At 71.6% G+C, this 21,695-nt stretch carries 22 protein-coding genes and 2 pseudogenes; 9 read left to right on the plus strand and 15 right to left on the minus strand.

Annotated features, from left to right (window positions below):
• Positions 1 to 73 precede the first annotated feature (73 nt).
• Positions 74 to 1,003 carry an NADP-dependent oxidoreductase gene (locus RV986_RS47705; RefSeq protein ID WP_475923333.1) on the minus strand — a complete coding sequence of 310 codons (930 nt, stop codon included), beginning with the start codon at positions 1,001 to 1,003 and terminating at the stop codon, positions 74 to 76.
• A gap of 82 nt (positions 1,004 to 1,085) precedes the next feature.
• Complete coding sequence (locus RV986_RS47710) at positions 1,086 to 1,913, minus strand: Gfo/Idh/MocA family protein (protein ID WP_475923334.1); 828 nt, start codon at positions 1,911 to 1,913, stop codon at positions 1,086 to 1,088.
• Here RV986_RS47710 and RV986_RS47715 point away from each other — a divergent pair.
• Positions 1,873 to 2,406 (plus strand): annotated as a pseudogene (locus tag RV986_RS47715) (ROK family protein); the annotation flags it as partial. The gene RV986_RS47710 and the pseudogene RV986_RS47715 sit on opposite strands and share 41 nt — an antisense overlap.
• A gap of 22 nt (positions 2,407 to 2,428) precedes the next feature.
• On the plus strand, positions 2,429 to 2,761 hold the full coding sequence (locus RV986_RS47720) for an ROK family protein (protein WP_475924759.1): 333 nt from the start codon (positions 2,429 to 2,431) through the stop codon (positions 2,759 to 2,761).
• A 232-nt stretch (positions 2,762 to 2,993) separates the two neighbouring features.
• On the opposite strand, the pseudogene RV986_RS47725 reads toward RV986_RS47720, so the two are convergent.
• From RV986_RS47725 to RV986_RS47775, 11 genes and pseudogenes are all read right to left on the minus strand, one after another.
• Positions 2,994 to 3,122: pseudogene (locus RV986_RS47725) on the minus strand (acetaldehyde dehydrogenase (acetylating)); the annotation flags it as partial.
• On the minus strand, positions 3,119 to 3,916 hold the full coding sequence (gene mhpD / locus RV986_RS47730) for a 2-keto-4-pentenoate hydratase (protein ID WP_475923335.1): 798 nt from the start codon (positions 3,914 to 3,916) through the stop codon (positions 3,119 to 3,121). The gene mhpD and the pseudogene RV986_RS47725, both read right to left, overlap by 4 nt.
• Complete coding sequence (fdxA, locus tag RV986_RS47735) at positions 3,913 to 4,248, minus strand: ferredoxin (protein ID WP_475923336.1); 336 nt, start codon at positions 4,246 to 4,248, stop codon at positions 3,913 to 3,915. The genes mhpD and fdxA overlap by 4 nt, the downstream gene beginning before the upstream one ends.
• A 1-nt stretch (position 4,249) precedes the next feature.
• The gene (locus RV986_RS47740; RefSeq protein ID WP_475923337.1) at positions 4,250 to 5,290 is read right to left on the minus strand and encodes an NAD(P)/FAD-dependent oxidoreductase; all 1,041 of its coding nucleotides are present in this window, start codon (positions 5,288 to 5,290) and stop codon (positions 4,250 to 4,252) included.
• A gap of 78 nt (positions 5,291 to 5,368) precedes the next feature.
• Positions 5,369 to 5,797 carry a hotdog family protein gene (locus tag RV986_RS47745; RefSeq protein WP_475923338.1) on the minus strand — a complete coding sequence of 143 codons (429 nt, stop codon included), beginning with the start codon at positions 5,795 to 5,797 and terminating at the stop codon, positions 5,369 to 5,371.
• A complete protein-coding gene (locus RV986_RS47750) occupies positions 5,794 to 6,315 on the minus strand; it encodes an FAS1-like dehydratase domain-containing protein (protein ID WP_475923339.1) in 522 nt (173 codons plus the stop codon). The genes RV986_RS47745 and RV986_RS47750 overlap by 4 nt, the downstream gene beginning before the upstream one ends.
• Positions 6,312 to 7,118 carry an IclR family transcriptional regulator gene (locus RV986_RS47755; protein WP_475923340.1) on the minus strand — a complete coding sequence of 269 codons (807 nt, stop codon included), beginning with the start codon at positions 7,116 to 7,118 and terminating at the stop codon, positions 6,312 to 6,314. The genes RV986_RS47750 and RV986_RS47755 overlap by 4 nt, the downstream gene beginning before the upstream one ends.
• Before the next feature lie 171 nt (positions 7,119 to 7,289).
• The gene (locus RV986_RS47760; RefSeq protein WP_475923341.1) at positions 7,290 to 8,165 is read right to left on the minus strand and encodes an alpha/beta fold hydrolase; all 876 of its coding nucleotides are present in this window, start codon (positions 8,163 to 8,165) and stop codon (positions 7,290 to 7,292) included.
• On the minus strand, positions 8,162 to 9,127 hold the full coding sequence (locus RV986_RS47765) for a DODA-type extradiol aromatic ring-opening family dioxygenase (RefSeq protein ID WP_475923342.1): 966 nt from the start codon (positions 9,125 to 9,127) through the stop codon (positions 8,162 to 8,164). Before RV986_RS47765 ends, RV986_RS47760 begins: the two co-directional genes overlap by 4 nt.
• Positions 9,124 to 10,464, minus strand: coding sequence for a M20 family metallopeptidase (locus RV986_RS47770; RefSeq protein WP_475923343.1), 1,341 nt, complete (start codon positions 10,462 to 10,464; stop codon positions 9,124 to 9,126). The genes RV986_RS47765 and RV986_RS47770 overlap by 4 nt, the downstream gene beginning before the upstream one ends.
• A gap of 115 nt (positions 10,465 to 10,579) precedes the next feature.
• Positions 10,580 to 11,818: a Rieske 2Fe-2S domain-containing protein gene (locus tag RV986_RS47775; RefSeq protein WP_475923344.1), complete on the minus strand. Its 1,239-nt coding sequence runs from the start codon at positions 11,816 to 11,818 to the stop codon at positions 10,580 to 10,582.
• Positions 11,819 to 12,123: 305 nt separating this feature from the next.
• Here RV986_RS47775 and RV986_RS47780 point away from each other — a divergent pair, with 305 nt between their 5' ends.
• The 4 genes from RV986_RS47780 to RV986_RS47795 are packed head-to-tail and all read left to right on the plus strand — an operon-like array spanning position 12,124 to position 15,744.
• Positions 12,124 to 13,122, plus strand: a complete 999-nt coding sequence (locus tag RV986_RS47780; protein ID WP_475923345.1) for an ABC transporter substrate-binding protein — start codon at positions 12,124 to 12,126, stop codon at positions 13,120 to 13,122.
• A gap of 11 nt (positions 13,123 to 13,133) precedes the next feature.
• Complete coding sequence (locus RV986_RS47785) at positions 13,134 to 13,973, plus strand: ABC transporter ATP-binding protein (RefSeq protein WP_475923346.1); 840 nt, start codon at positions 13,134 to 13,136, stop codon at positions 13,971 to 13,973.
• The gene (locus RV986_RS47790; RefSeq protein WP_475923347.1) at positions 13,970 to 14,794 is read left to right on the plus strand and encodes an ABC transporter permease; all 825 of its coding nucleotides are present in this window, start codon (positions 13,970 to 13,972) and stop codon (positions 14,792 to 14,794) included. Before RV986_RS47785 ends, RV986_RS47790 begins: the two co-directional genes overlap by 4 nt.
• On the plus strand, positions 14,791 to 15,744 hold the full coding sequence (locus tag RV986_RS47795; protein ID WP_475923348.1) for a quinone oxidoreductase family protein: 954 nt from the start codon (positions 14,791 to 14,793) through the stop codon (positions 15,742 to 15,744). Before RV986_RS47790 ends, RV986_RS47795 begins: the two co-directional genes overlap by 4 nt.
• A gap of 66 nt (positions 15,745 to 15,810) precedes the next feature.
• Here the strand turns inward: RV986_RS47795 and RV986_RS47800 are convergent, their stop codons facing one another.
• Both RV986_RS47800 and RV986_RS47805 read right to left on the minus strand, forming a co-directional pair.
• Entirely contained in the window at positions 15,811 to 16,224 is a 414-nt protein-coding gene (locus RV986_RS47800) for a hotdog family protein (RefSeq protein ID WP_475923349.1), read from the minus strand.
• Positions 16,221 to 16,706 carry an FAS1-like dehydratase domain-containing protein gene (locus tag RV986_RS47805; RefSeq protein WP_475923350.1) on the minus strand — a complete coding sequence of 162 codons (486 nt, stop codon included), beginning with the start codon at positions 16,704 to 16,706 and terminating at the stop codon, positions 16,221 to 16,223. Before RV986_RS47805 ends, RV986_RS47800 begins: the two co-directional genes overlap by 4 nt.
• 132 nt (positions 16,707 to 16,838) lie before the next feature.
• Here RV986_RS47805 and RV986_RS47810 point away from each other — a divergent pair, with 132 nt between their 5' ends.
• Genes RV986_RS47810 through RV986_RS47820 form a run of 3 tightly spaced genes read left to right on the plus strand, consistent with a single transcriptional unit; the run spans position 16,839 to position 21,687 of the window.
• Positions 16,839 to 17,708 (plus strand): alpha/beta fold hydrolase, encoded by an 870-nt coding sequence (locus RV986_RS47810; protein ID WP_475923351.1) that lies wholly within the window; start codon positions 16,839 to 16,841, stop codon positions 17,706 to 17,708.
• A gap of 17 nt (positions 17,709 to 17,725) precedes the next feature.
• Complete coding sequence (locus RV986_RS47815; RefSeq protein WP_475923352.1) at positions 17,726 to 20,086, plus strand: CaiB/BaiF CoA-transferase family protein; 2,361 nt, start codon at positions 17,726 to 17,728, stop codon at positions 20,084 to 20,086.
• A complete protein-coding gene (locus RV986_RS47820; protein WP_475923353.1) occupies positions 20,083 to 21,687 on the plus strand; it encodes an AMP-binding protein in 1,605 nt (534 codons plus the stop codon). Before RV986_RS47815 ends, RV986_RS47820 begins: the two co-directional genes overlap by 4 nt.
• Positions 21,688 to 21,695: the final 8 nt, after the last annotated feature.

Raw genomic sequence — 21,695 nt, forward strand, 5'->3', positions numbered from 1 at the left:
TGAACGAGGGTGGGTTGATGGGAGCGTTCGCCCCGTTTTGGCGCCGAGCCGACGCCGTGGCGGACGGTGCGTGTCAGGTGTCGCGCAGATCCAGGACGACCTTGCCCCAGGGGTGACCGGACTCGACTTCGCGCAGTGCGGCCTCGGCCTCCGCGAAGGGGAAGACCTGGCGGACCTGGGGATCGAGCCGGCCTTCCGCCACCCGCCGAGCCAGCTCGGTGAGCGTGGCGGTCGAGCTCGTGCGGGACATCGACCCGGCGCGGTACCGGGCCGCCGTCCCGGGGTCGGCGGCCGAGATCACCCGGCAGCCGGGGGAGAACACCGCCGAGACGCTGTCGAGCGCGGTACCGCCCGCGAGGTCGAAGATCGCGTCGACCCCGTTAGGCAGGGCCGCCGCAAGCCGCTTGCCGAAGTCGGCGCCGTCGTAGTCGATCGCTGTGGCGCCCAACGACTCGACGAACTCCCCTTTGGCCGCGGAAGCGGTGCCGACGACGGACACTCCGGCCTCGCGGGCGAGTTGCGCCGCCACGACGCCGACTCCGCCGCCGATTCCCAGGATCAGCAGGGTCTCGCCGGCCGCCACACCGAGTTGCCGCACCCCGTCGTACGCGGTGACGGCTGCCACCGGCAGTACGGCCGCGTCGGTGAACGAGACCTCGCGGGGCTTGTGGGCCGTTTGGCTCGCGGTCAGGAGCGCGTGGCGCGCGTAGCCGCCGGAGCCCCGGAAGCTGGTGCCGAACACCGGGTCTCCCACGGCGAACCCCTCGACCCCCTCGCCGAGCCGCTCCACCACGCCCGAGGCCTCACGCCCGAGAACGGCCGGCAGGCCGAGGGGGAGGAAGGCACGGTGCATACCGGCGCGGACTCCCCAGTCCACCGGGTTGACCCCTGCCGCGTACACCGTGACGAGCAACTCGTCAGGTCCGGGTACGGGTTTGGGCAGATCGAGGAACCGCTGTACCTCCGGTCCGCCGTACGCGGTGAATCCATAAGCGTCGGGCACTGCGAGCCTCCCTGGCTGAATTACGGCGGCTGTACGTTCGTTCGTGTGCGGCCCGGGACTCCGGTGCGACGGAGGGCTTGGCTCAGTAGCGGGGCCGCGGGCGGTCGCAGGTGCTGTCCAGTTCCACGACGCGCCCCTGCCGGGAGGCCTCGTCGACGGCGCACAGCGCTTCGAGCACGTGGAAGGCGAACGAGGCGTTCGCGCGGTGCGGGCCGCCCTCGACCGCGTCCGCGAGGTCGCGCACGCCGAGGCCGCGCCGGGCCTGCTCGCGGGTGCCCACGGCACCGAACGGCCCGACGGTCGGTTCCAGCACCCGCCACTCGGTCTCGCCGTGCCGCCGCAGGCGTACGTCGCCGTCGAAGTGGTTCGGGTTCGGCAGCGACAGGGTGCCCTCGGTGCCGTAGATCTCCATGAAGGGCAGGTCCGTGTCCCACACGTCGAAGCTCATCTGCGTGGTGCCGATGACGCCCGAGGCGAAGGTCAGTACCGCGCCGGCGTGGGTGGGGACCGTGACCTCGATGGAGTCGACGGCACGCTCCGGCGCGGTCACCGTCCTCGTCGGGGCACCGATCCGGCTCGCCGCGGTGACGGAACGGACCGGGCCCAGGAGGTTCACGAGGATCGCGAAGTAGTACGGGCCCATGTCCATCACCGGGCCGCCACCCGGCTGGAACAGGAAACGCGGGTCCGGGTGCCAGGTCTCGGCCTTGCTGTGGCCGATGAACGCCGAGGCACCGATCGGGGTGCCGATCCGGCCCGCGTCCAGGGCCTTGCGGGCCGTCTGGCTCGCGCTGCCGAGGAACGTGTCGGGCGCCGAACCGCAGGTCGCGATCGCCGATCTCAGCGGGCGGGTGCTCGCGCAGGAGAGTGTGGCCGTCCCGCTCGCCGCGGGCCCGGAAGTCGTGCTCAAGGCGGTGTCCGAGCGGCTGCTGAGCCTGGTGGAGAGGTGCGGGCGGGACCCGGACCGGGTCAGGGAAGTGGTGATGGGCCTGCCGGCGCCGGTGGACACCCAGCGCGGCTGCGCGATGCGGCCGACCGGGATGCCCCGCTGGGACGGCTATCCCGCGGCCGAGAAGCTGCGCGAGATCTTCCGTGCCCCCGCCGTGGTCGACAACGACGCCAACCTCATGGCCCTCGGCGAGGCCGTCCAGGACCAGGTCGACACCCCGTTGCTGTGCGTCAAGATCGGTTCCGGTATCGGGGCCGGGATCATCACCGAGAGCGGCGAGGTGTTCCGAGGGGCGGACGGTGCGGCCGGCGACGTCGGGCACATCCGAGCCGTGAGCGGCGGCGACGTCCTGTGCGCCTGCGGCAACATGGGCTGCGTCGGGGCGCTCGCCTCCCACCGGGCCGTTCTGCTCAGCCTCGGCATCCCCGAGTCGACCGACGAGGATCCGCTGTACGGGGCCCACACACTGGCGGAACGTGTCGCCAACAACGACCCGCCCGCCGTACGCGCCCTGCGCCCAGGCCGCCGTCCAGATCGGCGAGGTGGTGGCCATGCTGGTCTATATGTTCAACCCGCGCACCCTGGTCCTCGGCGGCCCGCTGAGCGAGCTGCGCGACGACCTGCTCTCAGGGGTCCGTGCCGTGGTCTATCAGCGCGCCCTGCCGCTGGCCACCCGCAAGTTGACCATCACCACGACCCAGCTCGGTGAGAACTCCGCGATCCACGGCGGTATCGCCCTCGCCCGCCGCGACGTCTTCAGCGAGCAGGGCATCGCCCGCATGCTGGCCGACCCCACCGGGACGGTCTGACACGCCCCGCAGCCGCAGCACCTCGGGCGGTGCTGCGGCTGGTCGGGACGGGCTTGTGCGGCGGCGCCCCGTGCGTGCGCGTCCGCGGTGTCGAAGGGCATGGCCCTGCTCCCGGACGGGGCAGGCGCGGGGCCGATCTCGTGGAGATGCGGTCCGGGCGTCCAGAAGGAGCCCGCCCGGCCGAGGTCCGCCCTCGCCACCGCGGGGCGCGCCTCGGGCGGAGGCGGTCGGCGTCGGAGTCCGGGTCGATACCGGCCATCGCGGCCATTTCCAGGGTCTCGGACAACCGCAGCACCTTGATCATGAGATCGGTGCCGATGTTCCCGGAGCCGATGACGGCCACCTTGGTGCGGGTGCTCATGCCTTGTCCCCCTCTTCTGTTGCGAACTCTGCCTGCACACGGCCCAGTTGACTGATGCGTGCCTCGAACCGGTCACCGGGGGACACGACCGCCATCGGGCCGAGCGCGCCGGTCAGCACGATGTCTCCGGCCCGCAGGGGATCGCCCATCGTGGCCAGGGTCGAGGCGAGCCAGGCCGCCGCGTTGAGCGGGCTGCCCAGGCAGTCGGCGCCGGTCCCTTCGGACACCACCTCGCCGCCCCGGGTCATCGTCATCCGTACGCCCCGCAGATCGAGGCCCCTCAGCGGCACGGGCGTCCCGCCGAGGACGAAGAGGCCGCTGGAGGCGTTGTCCGCGACGGTGTCGACGATGCCGATGTCCCAGTCGGCGATACGGCTGTCCACGATCTCCAGGGCGGGCAGCGCGAAGTCGGCCGCGCGCAGTACGTCGGCCACCGTGCAGTCGCGGTGCGGCAGTTCGGCGCCGAGGACGAGGGCGACCTCGGCCTCCACCTTGGGCTGGATGAGCCGCCCGGCCGCGATCGTGGTGCCCTCGGGGACCGCCATGTCGGCGAAGAGCGTCCCGAAGTCGGGCTGGTCCACACCGAGTTGGTTCTGCACGGCGGGCGAGGTCAGTCCGATCTTGCGGCCGACGACGCGCCGCCCGGCGGCCAGACCCCGCTCGACGTTCACGCGCTGCACCGCGTACGCGGCGGCCACATCGCTGAGGCGGGTGCGCAGGGGCGGGCAGGTCACGCCGGTCCGCGTGGCCTCCAGGAGTGAGTCGGCCGCCTTCGCGACCTCCGCGGCGCTCATCGGGTGCTGCCCGAAGCGGAGTTGACCAGAGGAGTGTCCACGCCGACCGGGCCGAGGCCGCTCGCCCCGCCCGGTGTGCCGAGCGCGGTCGTACGGCCCGGCAGGGGTATCTCGAAGAAGCGGCGGTTGTCGGTGCGGAACTCCGGGTCGGCCAGGCGGTCGACGGTGATCGCCTGCTCCGGGCAGGCGGTCTCGCAGGCGCCGCAGTCGATGCACTCCACCGGGTTGATGTAGAGCTTGCGCTCGCCCTCGTAGATGCAGTCGACCGGACACTCCTCCATGCACGACCGGTCCATGATGTCGACACAGGCCGGGCCGATCACATAGGCCATGTCAGTTCTCCTTGTCCGGGGCATGCCCGTTGTCCGTGGAATGACCGGGGAACAGCGCCGCCTCCGGATCGATGACGGTGGCCGCGTTGTTGACGGCGGTGGCGACCTCGCCGAAGCCCACGGCGATCAGCCGCACCTTGCCCGGGTAGTCGGTGATGTCGCCGGCGGCGAACACCCGGGGCAGATTGGTGGCCATCCGGGTGTCCACGGCGATCCGCCGGGCCTGGAGTTCCAGTCCCCAGTTCTGGAGCGGGCCGAGGTCGGCGACGAAGCCGAGGGCGGCGACGACCGTGTGCGCCGGGAGCAGCCGGGTGGCCCGGGTGGCGCGGTGCCGGACCTCTACCCGCTCCACCGCCGAGGTGCCGTGCAGCGCACTCACCTCGGAGTCGGTGATGATCTCGATGCCGAGGGTCCGCACCCGTTCCACGCTCGCGTGGTGGGCGCGGAAGCGGGCGGTGCGGTGGACGAGCGTGACGGACCGGGCGATCGGGGCGAGCGTCGCCGCCCAGTCGAAGGCGCTGTCTCCGCCGCCGACCACGACCACGTCCTGGTCGGTGTGGTCGGCCGGGTCCGGCACGAAGTAGACCTGACCGCGGCCGAGGTAGCGCTCGCCCGCCGGAAGCGGCCTGGGGGTGAAGGTTCCCACACCGCCGGTGATCACAACGGCCCCGGCCCGTACGGTCGTTCCCGTGTCGCTGCGGACGACGGGACGGCCGTCCGGCCGGTGGGACAGCTCGACCGCCCGCTGTCCGAGGAGATAGCGGACGCCGTACGGCTCCGCCTGCGCGACCAGGTTGTCGACCAGGTCGCGCCCGCGCACCGCCGGGAAGCCGGCGATGTCGAAGATGGGCTTCTCGGGGTACATCGCGCTGATCTGGCCGCCGCGCTGGGGCAGTACGTCCATGACCGTGACGCGCAGTCCGCGGAAGCCCGCGTAGTAGGCGCCGTAGAGGCCCGACGGGCCGGCACCGATGATCAGGATGTCGGTTTCGACCACCGGGGAATCGCCCGTGGTGACCGGCTCATCAGCAAGAACGCTCATGGTCCAGGAGCGTAGGGACGCCTGCCGCTCCGCCCTACGGAACCGGTCCGCCTGACGGGACACCGGGTGACTCACCGCTCAGCCCAGGTCCAGCTCGACGGTCCCCGTGACGCAGGGGGTGCCGTCGGACTTCAGGATCGCCACGTCGAGCGACACGCGCGGGCCCTCGACCGTACGGACGGTCGCGGTCCAGGTGAGCGGTTCGCCGGCCACCGCGGTCGCGAGGTTGCGCCAACTCACCGCCGTCGGGCGGGAGTCGGGTCCGGCCCACGCCAACGCGTACCGGGTGAGCGTCTCGCCGTGCAGGGTGGACTGCACGACCACGCCGGGGAAGCCCTCCGCGGCGGCGAACTCGGCGTCGTAGTGGATGCGGTGGGAGTTCCACGACACGGCGCCGAAGCGGAACAGTTGCACACTGGTGTGGGTGTACCGCCGCGGCGGGCAGATGTCACCCACGGCGGGGACAGGGGCGGGGACAGGGGCGGGGACGGAGGCGGGGGCGCTCATGAGGCCGCTCCGGAGCCGATGGCCTCCCGTACGACGATCGTCTCGTCCACGGTCGTCAGCTCCTCTCCGTCCGCCGAGGTGAAGCGGGTGCTGAGGCCGAGGAGGACGAAGGCCCCGGACCGGCCCCGCTTCCGCTCGGCGGAGGTGACCGCACGCGAGGCGGTCACCCGGGTACCCGCGAGCGGGGCGCGGAGCAGCCGTACGGACTGGCCGCCGTGCACCTGACGCACCGGGAGGCCCTGGGTGCACGGTGACTCCCGGACGGCCAGCCCGTCCGGCCGCAGCTCCTGCTCGGCAGGCCCGTCCTCCCAGCTCATGGTCGCCGCGAGGAACAGGGCGGGAGCCTCGACCGCCGCACCCTCGGCCTCCCGCGCCCGGGCCCGGCGGATGTAGTCGACGTCGTTGAGTGCCGCGGCGTACCGGCAGAAGTCCTTGACGGTCACCGTGCCGCAGTCCTCGTCCTCCCAGCGGCCGATCAGACCGCGGGCCCGGGCCAGCACCTCGTCCAGCGTGCTCACAGGGCCGACCGCAGCGACCGGCTGATGCCCAGCCCCGCGGTGCGCAGCGCGCTCGCGTGCGCGGCGGCGTCCACCCGGTAGGTGGGCGCGGTGATCGACAACGCGCCCGCCAGCGCGTTCTGCCGGCCGAAGACCGGCACGGCCATGCTCATGTAGCCGAGCCTGATCTCCTCCGCCTCGGTCGCGATGCCCTGCTCCCGGATCCGCTCCAGCTGGCCGCGCAGCCGCCCCGGGGAGGTGATCGTGTGGCGGGTGAACGGTTTCAGCCCGTTGCTGACCACATCGCCGAACAGGGAGGCGGGGGAGAAGGCCAGGATCGCCTTGCCGGTGGCGGTGCAGTACAGCGGGAGCCTGCCCGCCACCCGGGACTCCTCGCTCAGCCCCCGGTGCGGCAGGATCTTCTCCAGGTACACGACGTCGAGGCCGTCGTGGATCGCGAAGTGGATGGTCTCCTGGGTGGCCAGGAGCAGATCCTCCATGTACGGCTGCGCCACCTCGCGCAGGATCCGCTGCCGGTGCACCCGCTGGCCGATCTCGAACAGCCGCAGCCCGAGCCGGTAGTCGCAGCCCGCTCTCTCCAACAGCCCCCAGACCACCAGCTCCTGGCAGAGCCGGTGCACGGTGGCCTTCGCCACGCCCGTACGGCGCACGAGGTCGGCGAGGGAAAGCGAGTCGTCGTCGACGCTGAACGCCTCCAGGATGGGCCGCACCTTGCCGAGGACGGAGTTCATCGGATCGGGACAGGAAGCGGGCGACGCGGCGGGAGCGGGGGCCGCGGCGCGGGCGATCGGGACGACGGTCATGGCAGGCACCTCACGATCAACGGTTACGGCGAGGACTTCACGGTCGGCGATTACGGCGGTGACGTGACCGTCAGCGACTGCGGCGAGGGCTCGACCGGCAGCGGCTGCGGCGGACTTGACGGCCGACGGCCGAGGCGAGGGCTTCGCGGTCGACGGGCCACGGCGAGGACTTCACGACGGGTCGGCGTACGACGTCTCGGCGAGGAACGCCAGGCTGAGCGGGTTGTAGAGCTCGGCCTTCTCGTGCTGCGGCCAGTGCCCGCACTCGTTGAAGACCTCCAGGCGGGAGCCGGGGATCGCGGCGGCGATCGCCTCGGCCTCCGGGACGTCGCCGAGCGGGTTCTTGTTGCCCCAGACCACCAGGGTCGGGGCCTTGATCCGCGCCATGCGGTCGGGGCGGAGCAGATTGCGTTCGCGTGCCTCGACCTCCTGCAGCGCCAGCAGGTTGTGCAGGTTCCGCCGGAACTCGGGCTGGTGGTAGATCTCGTACCGCACCCGGGTCAGCTCCTCGCCCAGGTCCTCGTCCCACTCGGCCCACAGCAGCGCCAGCCGCTCCCGGGTGTAGGAGATCTCCTCCTTGAGAGCGGCCTCGCGGGTGGAGGTCTTCAGCCGTTCCATCACCGCCGGGTTGACCTTGGTGCCGCCCATGCACAGCAGTTGGAGGGAGGCGACCCGGTCCGGGTACTCGCTCGCCGCCCAGGACGACACCCAGCCGCCCAGCGACTCGCCCACCAGGTGTGCGCGTTCGGCTCCCACCGCGTCGAGGTACGCCATCAGATGCTCGACGTACGCCGGGATCTCACCCGGGCGGTCCGGCTTGCCGGTGTAGCCGTGGCCGAGCATGTCGATGGCGTGGCAGCGGTAGCCGGCCGAGGCGTGCGCGGGGATGTTGCGGACGAACGCCTCCAGGTGGCCGGTCGTGCCGTGCAGGAACACGACGTGCTCGCCGTCCTCGGGGCCGGCCTGCAGGGCGCGGGTGGTGACGTCGCCGGTCTCGACGTACGCGTGCCGGTAGTCGATGCCCGAGAGTTCGGTCCAGATGCTCATGACTGCCTTGACTGCCTTTCGTCGGTGTGTGCGGGGTCGAGGACGGCGACGGCCATGCCGGTGAGCCACTCGGGCATCGGCTCGTACGCCAGCCGCCGGCCGGGTATGTGGTCGAGCAGCGCCGACATGAGCAGCCAGGTGCGCACCTCCTGCGCGCCGTTGCCCGCCACCTTCTCCAGTTCGTCGGTGGTGTACTCGGTGATGCGGTGCGTCTCGCCGTTCTCGACGAGGGACAGGAACTCGTCGTCGAACCGAGGGTTCAGCGCGGCCTCGGCGGCCCGGATGATCTCGCGGCGCCTGACGTCGTAGTCCTGCCAGTTGTTCCGGCCGTTCAGCCAGGCGCCGACCATGAACTCCTCGTCCTCGCCGTGCGGTGCGCGCCAGTCCGGCCAGGGCAGCCGGTGCGAGAGTCCGCCCGAGCCGATGACGGCGACGCGACGGTCACCGGGGAACGCCAGCACGGCGTCCCGGATCGCCCGGCCCAGCCCCTCGCAGCGTGTGAGCGTGGGCAGCGGCGGGGCGAAGACGTTCACGACGATCGGTACGATCTCGACGTCCAGCCCCTCCAGGAGGTACTGGATCGCGTGCGACTGGCCGTGGTCGATCTGCAGCCTGGCCGAGAAGGCGGGGTCGTAATCACCCTGCTCCACAAGGGAGTCGGCGATGTGCTGGGCGAGCGGGACGTCCACCGGCTGCGGGCCCTTCGGCGTACCGGACTCCCCGCTCGCCACGCACTCGCCGACGCCGATGGTGAAGCTCGGGATCAGGTCCAGCCAGAAACCCCGGAAGTGGTTGGAGCCGACCAGGACCACCGTGTCGGGCCGGGCCGCGGCGAGCGCCTCGCGTGCCTCGCCGAGCGCGTCGCGGAACCGCTCGGCGCGGTCCTTGTGGAAGGTCTCCTCCCAGTGGGTGTTCATCAGCGTGCTGTGCGACGCGCCCACACCCAGGACGATCTCGGTCATGACGTCACTCCTTCCACCTCGTCGCGGGACCGGGTGGCGGTGTCGACCGCCGTGCGGATCAGATGGCGTGTCAGTTTCTCCATGGCCCGTACGGAGACGGTGTTCATGCCTCGGGCGAAGTCGATGTCGAACGGGGCCTCGGCGACCTTCGGCATGCCGACCCGTACGGTGGGGATGCCGCGCCCGCGCAGGATGTTGGCGTCGGTGGCACCGCTGTTGCCCCGGAGGACCTCGTGCTCCCGCCCCTCGAACGCCGCCCAGCCGGCCGTCGCGCTGCGGCAGATCCAGCTGTCCGGAGGGGTCCGCGTCCCGGGGATCGCCAGGACCATGTCGACGGAGACGTCGAGGGCGGGCAGCTTGCCGCGGAGGGCGTCGACGGCGGCCATGAACTCCCGTCTGGCCTGCATGGGTGTGGTGTCCGGGCCGATGCGCAGGTCCACCATGAGGGTGCAGACGGCCGGGGTCACCGCCGCCATCCGGGGCCAGCCGCCGCGCACCGAGGAGACGATGCCCTGCGGCGCGACCGTCCCGGTGGTGTGCCGCTCCGCGTACTCGACGAACCACTCCTCCAGGTGCAGGGCGACCTCACCGGCGCGGGCGACGGCGTTGTCGTACGGGAGGCGGTGGCGCGAGCCGACGTAGGTGTGCGTGCCTCGTACGGTGATCTCGAACCAGACGAGACCGACCTCTTCCCAGGACACCGTCCAGCCGGGCTTGGCGATGACCGCGTAGTCGGTCCACAGGCCCTGCTCCAGGAGGAACGAACACCCCGCCCCCTGCCCGGTGTTGCGGCGGGTGCCGACCGGCCGGGCGTTGGTGGGCATGCCGCCCGCGCCGAACGCCGCGACCAGGTCACCGGTGAGCGGGACCCCGGCGAGCGCGATCGCCTCGGCGGCCATCATCACGCACGCGGCGTGGCCCTTGGGGTTGGACGCCCCGAGGCCGACGACCAGGTCGTCGTAGACGGTGGCCCGCGGACGCATGTCGTCCCGCAGCTCGGGGCCGATCCACGGGAGATCCTCGCTCTCCTCGCCCACGGTCAGGGTGTCGATCGGCGCGTAGAGCATGAGGTCGGGGCCGGTTCCGTCGCCGTCCAGACGGGCCCAGGCGTTGGCCTGCCGGTCGTCGAGGGGCTGGACGGTGGCGCGGCACCCCGCGGATGTCAGTGTGTCGGCGATGTGGGCGGCGAGCGGGCCTTCGTCGCCGGTGGGGCTCGGGATGTCGACGAGCCCGATGATCAGCTCGCGCAGCCGGTCGCCGGTGACGTTCTGCCAGGCGTCGCGGACCCAGCCCGCCCGCCGGTCGTCCAGTCCCGTCAACTCCCGGGAGCCGGTCACTGGTTGATCCTGTGGACCTGCGTCATGGTGGTGCGCCCGAAACGCTTCCTGGCGAAGGGGAGTCCGACCGCGATCGCGGCCCCGATCAGCAGGGTGAACAGTGTGCGGCCCATGGTCATGCCTTCTTCTCGTCGGTGCCGGAGCCGGAATCCGTGCCTGCGTCCATGCCGGTGCCGGCCAGCTTCTTGCCGTACTCCTCCTCGCTGAGGTTCCGCCAGGCGGTCAGCGAGATGTCGGGGCGGTAGAGCTTCTCCGGGGGAGCGTCGGTGATGTCGACCATCCACGCGTCCTGGCCGGAGAACTGGCCGTGGAACAGCCAGCGGATCGCGCCCAGGTACTTGGCGTAGAACCGCAGGGTCTCCCAGCCCTCGGTGAAGTTGACCATCACACCGACATAGCGGTGGTTGTCCTCGTCGACGGGGACGTAGAACTCGTAGTGGATGAAGTTCGGATAGGCGATACGCAGCACGCCGGGCATCGACAGGGACGCGAAGCCGGGGAACTCCTGGGCCTCGATCGTCGGGTCGACCTTGTCCGGCTTGCCCGTGTTGCCGATGTTGAAGGTCTCCTTCGGCGGCTGGGCCTTCCACCAGCGCTTGTTGGTCCAGCGGCCGACCCCGGGGAAGTCGGCCTCCCAGTAGACCTCGTCCTGCACCCGGAAGATCCAGCGGCCCTTGGGCACGACCCGGGTCACGTTCCAGGTGGGCATGGGCTTGAAGAGCCGCCAAAGTGCCGTGCGGTGAAGGTACTTGGCGTGTCCCTCGTCGAAGCCGTTCTCGCAGGCGAAGCGCCAGTTGCCGCTGCGCGGGTCGATCCGGCCGCCCATCACGAAGGCGTTGGAGACGAGTTCCTCGGGCAGCTGCGAGTCGATGGGGTGCGGTTCCTCGTCGGTGAGGGGGATGTACACCCACACCATGCCGAGACGCTCCTCGACCGGGTACGTCCGCACCGAGACCTTGCCGGTCAGGCGGCAGCCGGGCCCGTCGGTGATGACCGCGGCGAGCTTGCCGGTGGGCAGGTCGAAGGTCCAGCCGTGGTAAGGGCAGCTCACGGTGCCGGGGAACTGCTGATTGCCCTCGGACAGCGGCACCCCGCGGTGCGGGCAGCGGTTGTGCAGCGCGTACGCCGTGCCGTTGTCCCGGATCAGCGTGATCTTCTCACCGCAGATCGTGAACGGGAGCGGCTCGGCGGTGATCTGGCTGGACCAGGTGACCGGGTACCAGTAGCCCCGGAAGCCCGCGGCCGCCGCGTCGTAGTGGGGCCACGACTTCCAGTCCTGGCGTCCGGGTTCTCCGGCTGGTCTGCGGCGGCTCCGGACAGTGGTCTGTGCGTCGGGAGAATCCTCGACCGTCATCGTGCGTGTCCTCCTGCTGCCGGGTGAACTGTGACAGTGAGCATGCGGCGAGCCCGCGGATCCGCCCAAGGGACCTGTCCCACTGAGCAGAACGCACCGCGCATGTACGCGGCGTCACCGGGCGCGGGGGCCCGGGGCGAGGCGGCGGACATCGCTCGGACAGCGGGCCTCACCGGCGCGTCCCGCTCAGCGGACCCATGTCGATGCGTGTACGACACCCCCCGGTCTACCGTGCGCCACATCCCGGGCCGTCCCCCCGACGACCAGCCGCCACCGGCGGTCTCCCACCGACCCCCGAGGTGTTCATGGAGACACGGTCCACGTCCAGGCGCCCCTTCGCAGGCCCCGCCGCCCTCGCCCTCGCACTGCTCTCGCTCACCGCGTGCAGCGCGGCCACCACCGACTCGGCCGCCGGCTCCGGCAAGAACGCCGCGGGCCCCACGATCCGCATCGGCGTCGGTATCGACGCCTCGTACGCACCCTTCTTCCTCGCCGACGCCAAGGGGCTGTGGGCCAAGCACGGTGTGAACGTCGAGCTCGTCCAGTTCGGGCAGGGCAGCGAAGGCGTCAACAACCTGGTCGCAGGCCAGGTGCAGATGTCCGGAAACTCGGACACCACCACCATCAGCATGCTGCCCCAGGATCCCGACCTTGGGTCCTTGATGGTCTACGAGCAGTCCGGCAAGTACCTCAAGGTCGTTCTCGGCCCGAAGGTGACCTCCCCCGCCAAGATCCGCAAGATGGCAGTCTCCCCGGGGCTGTCCGAACTCGCCGCGACCCGGTTCCTGGAGTCGAAGGGGATCGACCCGAAGTCGGTGGACTTCGTCACCGCCGACCCGCCCGAGATCCCGGCCCTGATGAAGAAGGGCGACGTCGACGCGTACGTCCTGTGGGAGCCGTGGCCCACCAAGGGGGTCGCGCAGGGCGGCAGGATCCTGGAGAACACCGGCGCCTACGGAGTGACCTACTCCCAGTGGCTGCTCACGAGTGCCGCCTGGCTGAAGGCCAACCCCGACACCGCCACCAAGGTCGCCCAGACCCTGGAGGAGGCGGCGCGACTGACCGAGAGCGACCCGAACGCCGCGGCCCAGGCGACCGAGAAGGCGGTGAAGGTCCCGGCGGCCCAGACCCTGACCGCCATCAAGGAGATCGACTTCGCAACCCGTGACTTCACCGACGCGGACCTCAAGGGATACGCGGACACGGCCCAGTTCTTCGTGGACACCGGCAAGGTCAAGGCCGAGCCGGATGTGACGAAGGCCGTCCAACGCGGTTGGTTCACCAAGAACTTGAAGGGATCATGATGACGGAGGCCGTGAAAACCCACCTCCCGCAGGTCAGCGGTCGCGGCGCGGCCCTGACCGCCGAGGGCGTCGGTATCCGCTTCGACTCCCTGCAGGCCGTACGGAACATCTCCCTCGACATCGCCGCCGGTGAGTTCCTGTGCCTGCTCGGCCCGAGCGGCTGCGGCAAGTCCACGCTGCTGTCCGCCATGGCCGGCTTCGTGGCCGTGGACGAGGGCAGCCTGTCCGTCGGCGGATCCCCGATCACCGGTCCCGACCCGGAGCTGGGCATGGTCTTCCAGAGCAGTGAGGCGCTGTTCGACTGGATGACGGTGCGTCAGAACGTGGCGTTCGGGCCGCGGATGCGCGGCGCCTCGCGCGCGGAACAGGCGAAGGTGGCCGACGAGTACCTCGGCCTGGTGGGGCTACGGCACTGCGCGGACCGCTTTCCGGGGCAGCTGAGTGGCGGCATGCGCCAACGGGTGCAGATCGCCCGCGTGTTGGCCAACGAACCGGGCATCGTCCTGATGGACGAGCCGTTCGGGGCGCTCGACGCGCAGACCCGGCAGGTGATGCAGGAGGAGACGGACCGCATCTGGCGCGCCTCGGGCTGCACCGTCGTCTTCGTCACCCACGACATCGACGAGGCGATCCTGCTGGCCGACCGGATCGCCGTCATGACCGCGGGCCCGGCGGCCTCGGTGAAGTCCGTCTACCCCGTCGACCTCCCCAGGCCCCGCGACGAGGACGATCCGTCCGCCGTCGAACTGCGGCGCCGACTGCGGGAGGACATCGGCGAAGAGGTCCGCAAGGCGCTGCGCGACCAGGGCCTCGACGACCAGGGACTCGACACCGAGGAGGACGACCGATGACCGTCGCGACAGCTGCCGCCGCCGGCGGCGCGGGGACCACCAGGAAACGCCCGGTCTGGGTGACCGCAGGACGGCTGCGCGCGCTCGGCATGTACACCCTGTCCGTCCTCGTCGGCCTCGGCGTCTGGCAGCTGCTGGCGATGGCGTACGGCTCCTCGCTGGTCGCCTCCCCGAGCGAAACCCTCAGCGCGGCACGCCAGTTGGCGGCGGACGGCACGCTGACCAACTCGATCGTCGCCTCCAGCCGCCGCATCCTGATCGGCTGGGGGCTCGGCGTGCTCGTGGGCGCACCGGTGGGACTGCTCGTCGGGCAGGTCCCGGTGGTGCGCCAACTCCTGGAGCCCTACATCGAGTTCTTCCGCTTCATCCCACCGGTCGCCTTCGTGACCCTGGCGGTGGTGTGGCTGGGCATCGGCGAGTCGTCCAAGGTCGTCCTGATCTTCTACACGGCCGTCTTCATCGTCACGGTGAACACCAGCGCCGGTGTGATGGCGGTGAGCGAGTCGAAGCTGCGGGCGGCACAGAACCTGGGCGCGAGCCGTCGGCAGATCCTGCAGGGGATCGTGCTGCCCTCGACCGTGCCGCACATCGCCACCGGTGCGCGCCTCGCCATGGGCAACAGCTTCCTGACCATCGTCTCCGCCGAGATCGTCGCCTCACGGGTCGGGCTCGGCTCGCTGATCTGGACCTCCCGCAACTACGGGCGGATCGACTGGGTCTTCGTCGGAATCATCACCTTGGGAATCCTCGGGTTCGTCTTCGACCGCGTGCTGCGGATCGTGGCGTCCCGAGTCCTGCGTCGATACGGAGTAAAGCTGTGACTACCGGTATGTCCCGCGCCCTGGTACTGGAGAGCTTCGGCTCGCTGCCCCGTCTGGTGGAGCGCCCGGTGCCGGAGCCCCGCCCCGGCCACACCCTCGTACGGATGCGGGCGGCCCAGGTCGGCCACCTCGATCTGAACGTCGTGGACGGCAAGTTCGGCATCCTCCCCGACCTGCCCGCGGTGCCGGGCACCACGGGATGCGGGGTCGTCCTCGCCTCGGACACGCACCCCGAGGGCAGCCTCGTCAGGCTCGGCGGGAAAGGGCTCGGGCTGCGCCGGGACGGCTGCTGGGCGGAGCACGCGCTGGTACCGGACGCCGCCGTGGAACCGGTCGCGGAGGGTACGGACCCGGCCCTGGCGTGCAGTTGGTTCTCACCGGCGGGCACGGCCTGGGCGGCGGTGCACGCGGTCGCGGACGTACGGCCCGGGGAGCGGGTGCTCGTGACCGGCGCGGCGGGCGCGGTCGGGGCGCTGACCGTGCAGGTCGCCGCGCGGGCCGGGGCCGAGGTGGTCGGCGTGGTCGGCCGCCCGGCCAAGCTCGGCCATGTCCCGGCTCCCGCCAAGCCCCTCCTCGCCGCCGAGATGTCCGTGGAGTCGGTGGGCGGGCAGGTCGACGTGCTCATCGACACCGTGGGCGGTCCGGTGCTCCGGGACGCCCTCCCGCTGGTCCGGCCGCGCGGACGCGCCGCGCTGGTCGGCTACACCGCCGGACGCGACTTCGGCGTGGACCTCGCCGACTTCCTGCTGGCCGACGTGTCCCTGCTGCCGGTCAACCTGATGTCACGGGGCAAGGAGGTCGCCGCGGACGCGGAGGGGCTGCTGGCGGAGCTGCGGACGGGGGAGCTGACCCTGGAGATCGAACGCCACGGCCTCGACGCGCTGGCCGAGGCCACCGAGCGGCTGCGTACCGGGGAGGCGATCGGCAAGGTGGTGCTCGACCTGGGCTGAGAGTAACTGGGTGGCGAGTAAACGGGGTGCGAGTGACTGGGCGGAGAGTGACTGCGCTGAGAGACCTCACCCCAGGACGACCACCGCACGGCCCCGGCAGCACACCACGCCGCCGGGGCCGCAGTGCTCGACCAGGTCCAGGGTGACCTCACCGCCGACCGGGTCCACCGACCGCACGGAACCGGTCACCACCAGCCGGTCACCGACGTACGCCGGCGCCCGGTTCTGCCACCCCACCTCCCGCACCTGCCCGCCCGCACCCGCGAACTCCGCGGCGGCACGGTGGAACAGACAGCCGTGGAGCTGTGCCATGACGACCGGTCCGGCCAGCCCCTCGGAGTGGGCGAACCCGGTGTCGTAGTGGATGCGGTGGGCGTTGCGGGTGACCGCGCCGAAGCGGAGCAGGGTGATCGCGTCGGGCGTCAGCTCGACCGGCGGCACCTCCTGGCCCACCACGACCCGCCGCACATGATCCGTCATCGGACGATGAACCTCTCCGTGACCTCAAGCAGTGTGCCGCGCGCCGCGCCGTACGTCTTCTCGACGGTGAGCAGCAGGAATCCCTCTTCGCCGCCCTTGCGCTCCACGGCCGTGAGCACGCGCCGCATCTCGATCCGGTCACCGGGCCGCACCTCGCCCCTCCAGCGCACGTCCTGGCCGCCCGCCATGAGCCGGACGTCGAGCCCGGCGGTACCGGGGACCTCGTCGCGGTACATGCCGTCGGGCCGGAACTCCGCCGCATCGGCCCCGGGCGCCCCGCGCAACAGACTGACCGCGTACATCGGATGGACGGTGAAGTCGGCGCGGGCGGGATCGACGAGACGCGGTGCACGCTCTCCGGCCGCCCTGGCGAACTCCGCCGCGTCCTCGGCCCGTACGACACCCATCGACCGCCGTTCCCAGCTCCCGATCGACGCCCGGGCCCGTTCCTCGGCCAGTTCCACATCGGCGCTCCTGGACATGTGCCGCCTCCCTGCTCCGCGGTGATCCCGTGCCCGGACGCTAAGGACCGCCCCCGTCGGCCGCCATGGAACCGGCCCGCTCAGCGGACCGATCCGCTTGGGCGGAGATCGCCGCCGTCCCACCATCGGGACATGGACCTCATGGACATCCAGGTGCCCCCGGAGGGCACCTACGCGGAAGCGGACGGCGTCAAGTACCACTACGTCGAGCTGGTGGGGGAGGACAATCCGACCGTGTTCCTGCACGGCGGCGGCCCCGGCTGCACCGGCTGGTCGGACTTCGGGCAGGTCGCGCCGCTGTTCGCCGCCGACCGCCGGTGTCTCCTCGTCGACATCCTGCAGTACGGGAAGTCCGCCAAGCCCGTCATCGAGGGCCCCATGTGGGACTACCACGCCGCGAAGACCGTCGCGCTCCTCGACACCCTCGGCATCGAACGCGCCGACTTCGTCTGCAACTCGTGGGGCGGGACCATCGCGCTCAACCTGGCGGCCAAGTACCCCGAGCGCGTACGGTCGCTGGTGATCACCGGCAGCATGCCCGTCTTCCACGGCCCGCTCGCCCCCCTTCCGGAGGGCGGCCGCCGAGGACGCAACGCCCGCGACATCTATTACGGCGGCACCGGCCCCTCCTGGCAGAAGATGCGTGAGCTGATCGCACGTCTGGAGTGGTACAACCCCGACGCCGTCCCCGACGCCACCGTGACCCTCCGCTACGAGCAGAGCCTCGACCCCGAGGAGACCGCGCTCGCCGGCGCCTCCGACAACCCGCGCGGCGACTGGCAGGACCTCACCGCCGAACTCGGCCGGATCGTCGCGCCGACGCTCTTCCTGTGGGGCATGTACGACGCGTTCCTGACCCCCGACTATCCGCTGATGCTGGCCCGCATGGTGCCCCGGGGCAATCTGCACGTGATGAGCGAGGCCTCCCACCACCCCCAGGAAGAACGGCCGCACGACTACCACCGCGTGGTCACCGGCTTCCTGAACCAGCGCCACCACTGACCCTTCCGGGAGGAAAAGTGCTCCGAGTCGTCGAACTCTCCAGCCCGTTCACCCGGTTCGCGGGACGACTGCTGGTCGGCCTCGGCTACGAGGTGATCCTGGTCGAGCCCCCCGAAGGCGACCCGAGCCGACACGAACCGGGCGACGACGCCTTCGTCCACTGGCACGCCGGAAAACGCTCCGTGACCCTCGATGCCGCCACGCCCGACGGAGCCGCCGGGCTGCGCCGTCTGCTGGAGGGCGCCGACGTGCTGCTCGACGGGACCACCGCGGGCGCGGAGCCGATCGCCGAGGGCCTCGACCATCTCGTACACGTACGGGTCACCCCCTTCGGGCTGGTCGGCCCGCGCAGCGACTGGCAGGGCACCGACCTCGTGGTCGCGGCGCTGGGCGGGATGCTCGCGCAGGTGGGCGACCCCGACGGCCCGCCGCTGCGGCTGCCCGAGAACCAGGCGGAACAACTCGCGGGCGTGGGCGCGGCGATCGCCGCCCTGCTCGGGCTGCGCGCCCGGCGCACGGGGCCCGGGCAACTCGTCGACGTCTCCGCGCAGGCCTGCGCGGCGGCGGCGCTGGAGGCCGGAGCACTCGCCTATCTGCACGAGGACCGGGTGCCGCCGCGCCCCGGACGCGTGCATCCGCTCGTACCGCACGGGCTCTTCCGCGCCGCCGACGGTCATCTGGGCGGCGGGCTCGGCGGCAGCCCCCGGATGTGGGACGCACTGCTCGACTGGCTGCGCGAGGAGGGCGCCGAGGCCGACCTCGCGGAGCCGCGCTGGCAGGATCCGGTCGAGCGCAAGAAGTACCAGGAGCATGTGTTCAAGGTGGTCCAGGATTTCGCGGGCCGGTGGCCGAAGGCCGAGTTCGCGGAGCTGGCCCAGGCCAGAAAACTGCCCTGGGCCGCCGTCGACCTGCCGCACGAACTGCCGGACAACCCGCAGCTCGCCGCCCGCGACTTCTTCACCCGGGTACGGACGCCGCGGGGGGAGCGGACCGACCTCGGATTCCCCTTCGCCTTCCCCGAAGGCCGTCGCCGTACGGAACTCGCCGTGGCGGGGCCCGGCGAGGACCAGGGACTGCTCGACGAGGACCAGGGACTGCTCGGCGAGGGCAAGGGATCGCTCGACCAGCCGCGCGCGCCCCGGCCGGTCGCCGCGCCGCGGGACTCCGTGCGACCCGCCCTCGACGGCATTCGCGTCCTGGACCTGACCTGGGTGCTGGCCGGGCCCTACTGCACCAAGGTGCTGGCCGACCACGGCGCCGAAGTGATCAAGGTCGAGTCCGCGGGCCGACCCGACCCCACGCGCTTCGCCCCCTTCATGCACCTCTCCCGGGGCCCCCACACGGACCCGAACACCAACGGCTACTTCAACGAGGTCAACCGCAACAAGCGCGGCATCGCGCTCGACACCCGGACCGCCGAAGGCGTCGAGGTACTGCGGGAACTCATCGCCCACTGCGACGTCCTCGTGGAGAACTTCAGCTCCACGGTCATGACGAAGCTCGGCCTGGGCTACGAGGAGCTGCGCCGGATCAACCCGGGGATCGTGTACGTGAGTATGTCCGGGATGGGACACACCGGACCGCGCAACGGCTGGGTGTCGTACGCCGACACGGTCTCGGCGAGCGCCGGGCTGACCGGGCTGACCGGCTGGGGACCGGACGACGTGGTCGGGGTGATCTACGGCCACGGGGACATCGTCGCGGGTCTGCACGCGGCGCTCGCCACCGTCGCCGCGCTGGAACACCGCACCGAGACCGGCCGGGGCCAGCACATCGACCTGTCCCAACTGGAGGCGATCGCCGCCCACATGGGCACCAGTCTGCTCGCCGGACCGGGGACGGGCCCGACCGGGAACACCCACCCCACCTGGAGCCCGCAGGGCGTCTACCGGTGCCTGGGCGACGACCGCTGGCTGGCCGTCAGCGTGCGCGACGACACCGAGTGGGCGGCGCTGTGCGAGGTGATCGGCCGCCCTGAACTCGCCACCGACGAGCGGACCCGCACGGCACCGGCGCGCAGACACGCGTCCGCCCTCGTCGACGACGCCCTGGGCGGATGGACCCGCACGATGCCCGCCGATGCCGCCGCCGAACTGCTGCAGGCACACGGGGTCCCCGCCGGAGCCGTGCAGGACGGCCGCGAACTCGTCGAGCACGACCCGCAGTTGCGGGCCCGCGGCTTCTACGTGCGCGGGGAGCACCCGGTGGCGGGCGCCTACCTCCACGAGGGTGTCCCGATCCGTCTCACCCGCACACCCGGCGGCATCCGCGAACCCGCCCCCGTACTGGGCGCCGACACCGATGCCGTACTGAGCGAGGTGGCGGGATTCCCGGCGGAACGGATCCAACGCCTGCGGGACGCCGGGGTCCTGCGGTGACCAGCCCGGTTCCCGGCCCTGCTCCCGGCCTCGCTCCCGGTCTTCTTCCTGTTCCTGAGAGACCTCCTGGCACTCTTCCCGGGCTCCTCGACGCGGCCGCCGAGGAGTTCGGCGACCGTGTCTTCCTGCGCGTGGGGGACGCGACGCTGACGTACGAGCAGGCCCGTGCGACGGCGGCTGCGATGGCGGGAGCACTCGCGGCGCGCGGCTGCGGCCCGGGTGACCGTGTCGCCGTCATGGCCGGCAACCGGATCGAGTTCGTCGACCTGATCCTCGGCTGCGCCTGGCTCGGCGCGGTCCTGGTCCCCCTCAACACCGGTCTGCGCGGGGCCGGGCTGCGGCACGTGCTGCGCGAGGCGGATCCGGCGTACCTGCTCGCGGAGCCCGAAACGGCGGGACGCGTGGTCGAGGCCGGCTTCCGGGGCACGCTGTGGACCGTGGGCGAGGACGATGTCCCGGCACCGGGCCAGGCCCGCGCGCTTGCGCCGGCCCCGGTACGCCCGTACGACACCGCCTTCGTCCTGTTCACCTCGGGCACCACGGGCATGGCGCGCGGGGTGCGCTGCCCGCACGCCCAGACCGTCTGGTGGGGCCACAACGTCGCGGACTCGCTGCGGCTCACCGCCGACGACGTCCTGTACACCTGTCTCCCGCTCTTCCACACCAACGCCCTCAACACGCTGGCACACGCCCTGACCGTGGGCGCGACCTGCGCCATCGACGAGCGGTTCTCCGCCACGCGGTACTGGGAGCGGGTGGTCGAGTCCGGCGCCACCGCCGTCTACCTGCTCGGCGCGATGGTGCCGATGCTCCTCGCACAGCCCCCCGGCCCCCAGGACCGTGCGCACCGGGCCTGGCGTGGTCTCTCCCCGGCCACCCCGGGTGGCGCCTGGCAGCCCTTCCGCGAGCGCTTCGGGGTCACGCTCGTCGACGGATTCGGCTCCACGGAGACGAACCTCGTCATCGGATCGACCCCCGAGGACCAGCGGCCCGGCTACGTCGGCACGCTGCGCGACGGCTTCTCCGCGCGCGTGGTCGACGCACACCTCGCCCCCGTCCCCGACGGCACGCCGGGCGAGCTGGTCGTCCGCAGCCACCGCCCGTTCGCCTTCTCCCACGGCTACTTGGGGGAACCCGAGCCGGCCTCCGCCTCCTGGCGACGTACCGGCGACCGGGTCGTGCGCGAACCCGACGGCTGGTTCCGCTTCGTGGACCGTGTCAAGGACGTCATCCGGCGGCGCGGCGAGAACATCTCCTCGTACGAGGTGGAGTCGGCGATCCGCGCCCATCCCGCGGTAGCCGACGCCGCGGCCTTCCCGGTGGCCTCGGAGCTCGCCGAGGACGAGGTGATGGTGGCGGTACTCCCACGGCCGGGTCTCGCACTGGATCCCCTGGACCTGGTACGGCACTGCGAGCGCGAGCTGCCCGTCTTCGCCGTTCCCCGCTACATCGAGACCGTGGCGGAGCTGCCGCTCACCGAGACGGGCAAGGTGCGCAAGGCGGAACTGCGTGAACGCGGGGTCACGGCCACGACGTGGGACCGGGCGGCGCCTGAGGGCTTGGACGGTGCCCTCAGGCCGCGGTCACCCACTCCAGGATGACCCACGAG

The organism is Streptomyces sp. RLA012 (assembly GCF_056270325.1).

What these genes read in the sequence shown, in the direction of transcription:
- mhpD (WP_475923335.1), bottom strand. Translation starts at nt 3,916, where the DNA reads ATGAGCGCCGCGGAGGTCGCGAAGGCGGCCGACTCACTCCTGGAGGCC.
- fdxA (WP_475923336.1), bottom strand. Translation starts at nt 4,248, where the DNA reads ATGGCCTATGTGATCGGCCCGGCCTGTGTCGACATCATGGACCGGTCG.
- RV986_RS47740 (WP_475923337.1), bottom strand. Translation starts at nt 5,290, where the DNA reads ATGAGCGTTCTTGCTGATGAGCCGGTCACCACGGGCGATTCCCCGGTG.
- RV986_RS47745 (WP_475923338.1), bottom strand. Translation starts at nt 5,797, where the DNA reads ATGAGCGCCCCCGCCTCCGTCCCCGCCCCTGTCCCCGCCCCTGTCCCC.
- RV986_RS47755 (WP_475923340.1), bottom strand. Translation starts at nt 7,118, where the DNA reads ATGACCGTCGTCCCGATCGCCCGCGCCGCGGCCCCCGCTCCCGCCGCG.
- RV986_RS47760 (WP_475923341.1), bottom strand. Translation starts at nt 8,165, where the DNA reads ATGAGCATCTGGACCGAACTCTCGGGCATCGACTACCGGCACGCGTAC.
- RV986_RS47765 (WP_475923342.1), bottom strand. Translation starts at nt 9,127, where the DNA reads ATGACCGAGATCGTCCTGGGTGTGGGCGCGTCGCACAGCACGCTGATG.
- RV986_RS47775 (WP_475923344.1), bottom strand. Translation starts at nt 11,818, where the DNA reads ATGACGGTCGAGGATTCTCCCGACGCACAGACCACTGTCCGGAGCCGC.
- RV986_RS47780 (WP_475923345.1), top strand. Translation starts at nt 12,124, where the DNA reads ATGGAGACACGGTCCACGTCCAGGCGCCCCTTCGCAGGCCCCGCCGCC.
- RV986_RS47790 (WP_475923347.1), top strand. Translation starts at nt 13,970, where the DNA reads ATGACCGTCGCGACAGCTGCCGCCGCCGGCGGCGCGGGGACCACCAGG.
- RV986_RS47800 (WP_475923349.1), bottom strand. Translation starts at nt 16,224, where the DNA reads ATGACGGATCATGTGCGGCGGGTCGTGGTGGGCCAGGAGGTGCCGCCG.
- RV986_RS47805 (WP_475923350.1), bottom strand. Translation starts at nt 16,706, where the DNA reads ATGTCCAGGAGCGCCGATGTGGAACTGGCCGAGGAACGGGCCCGGGCG.
- RV986_RS47810 (WP_475923351.1), top strand. Translation starts at nt 16,839, where the DNA reads ATGGACCTCATGGACATCCAGGTGCCCCCGGAGGGCACCTACGCGGAA.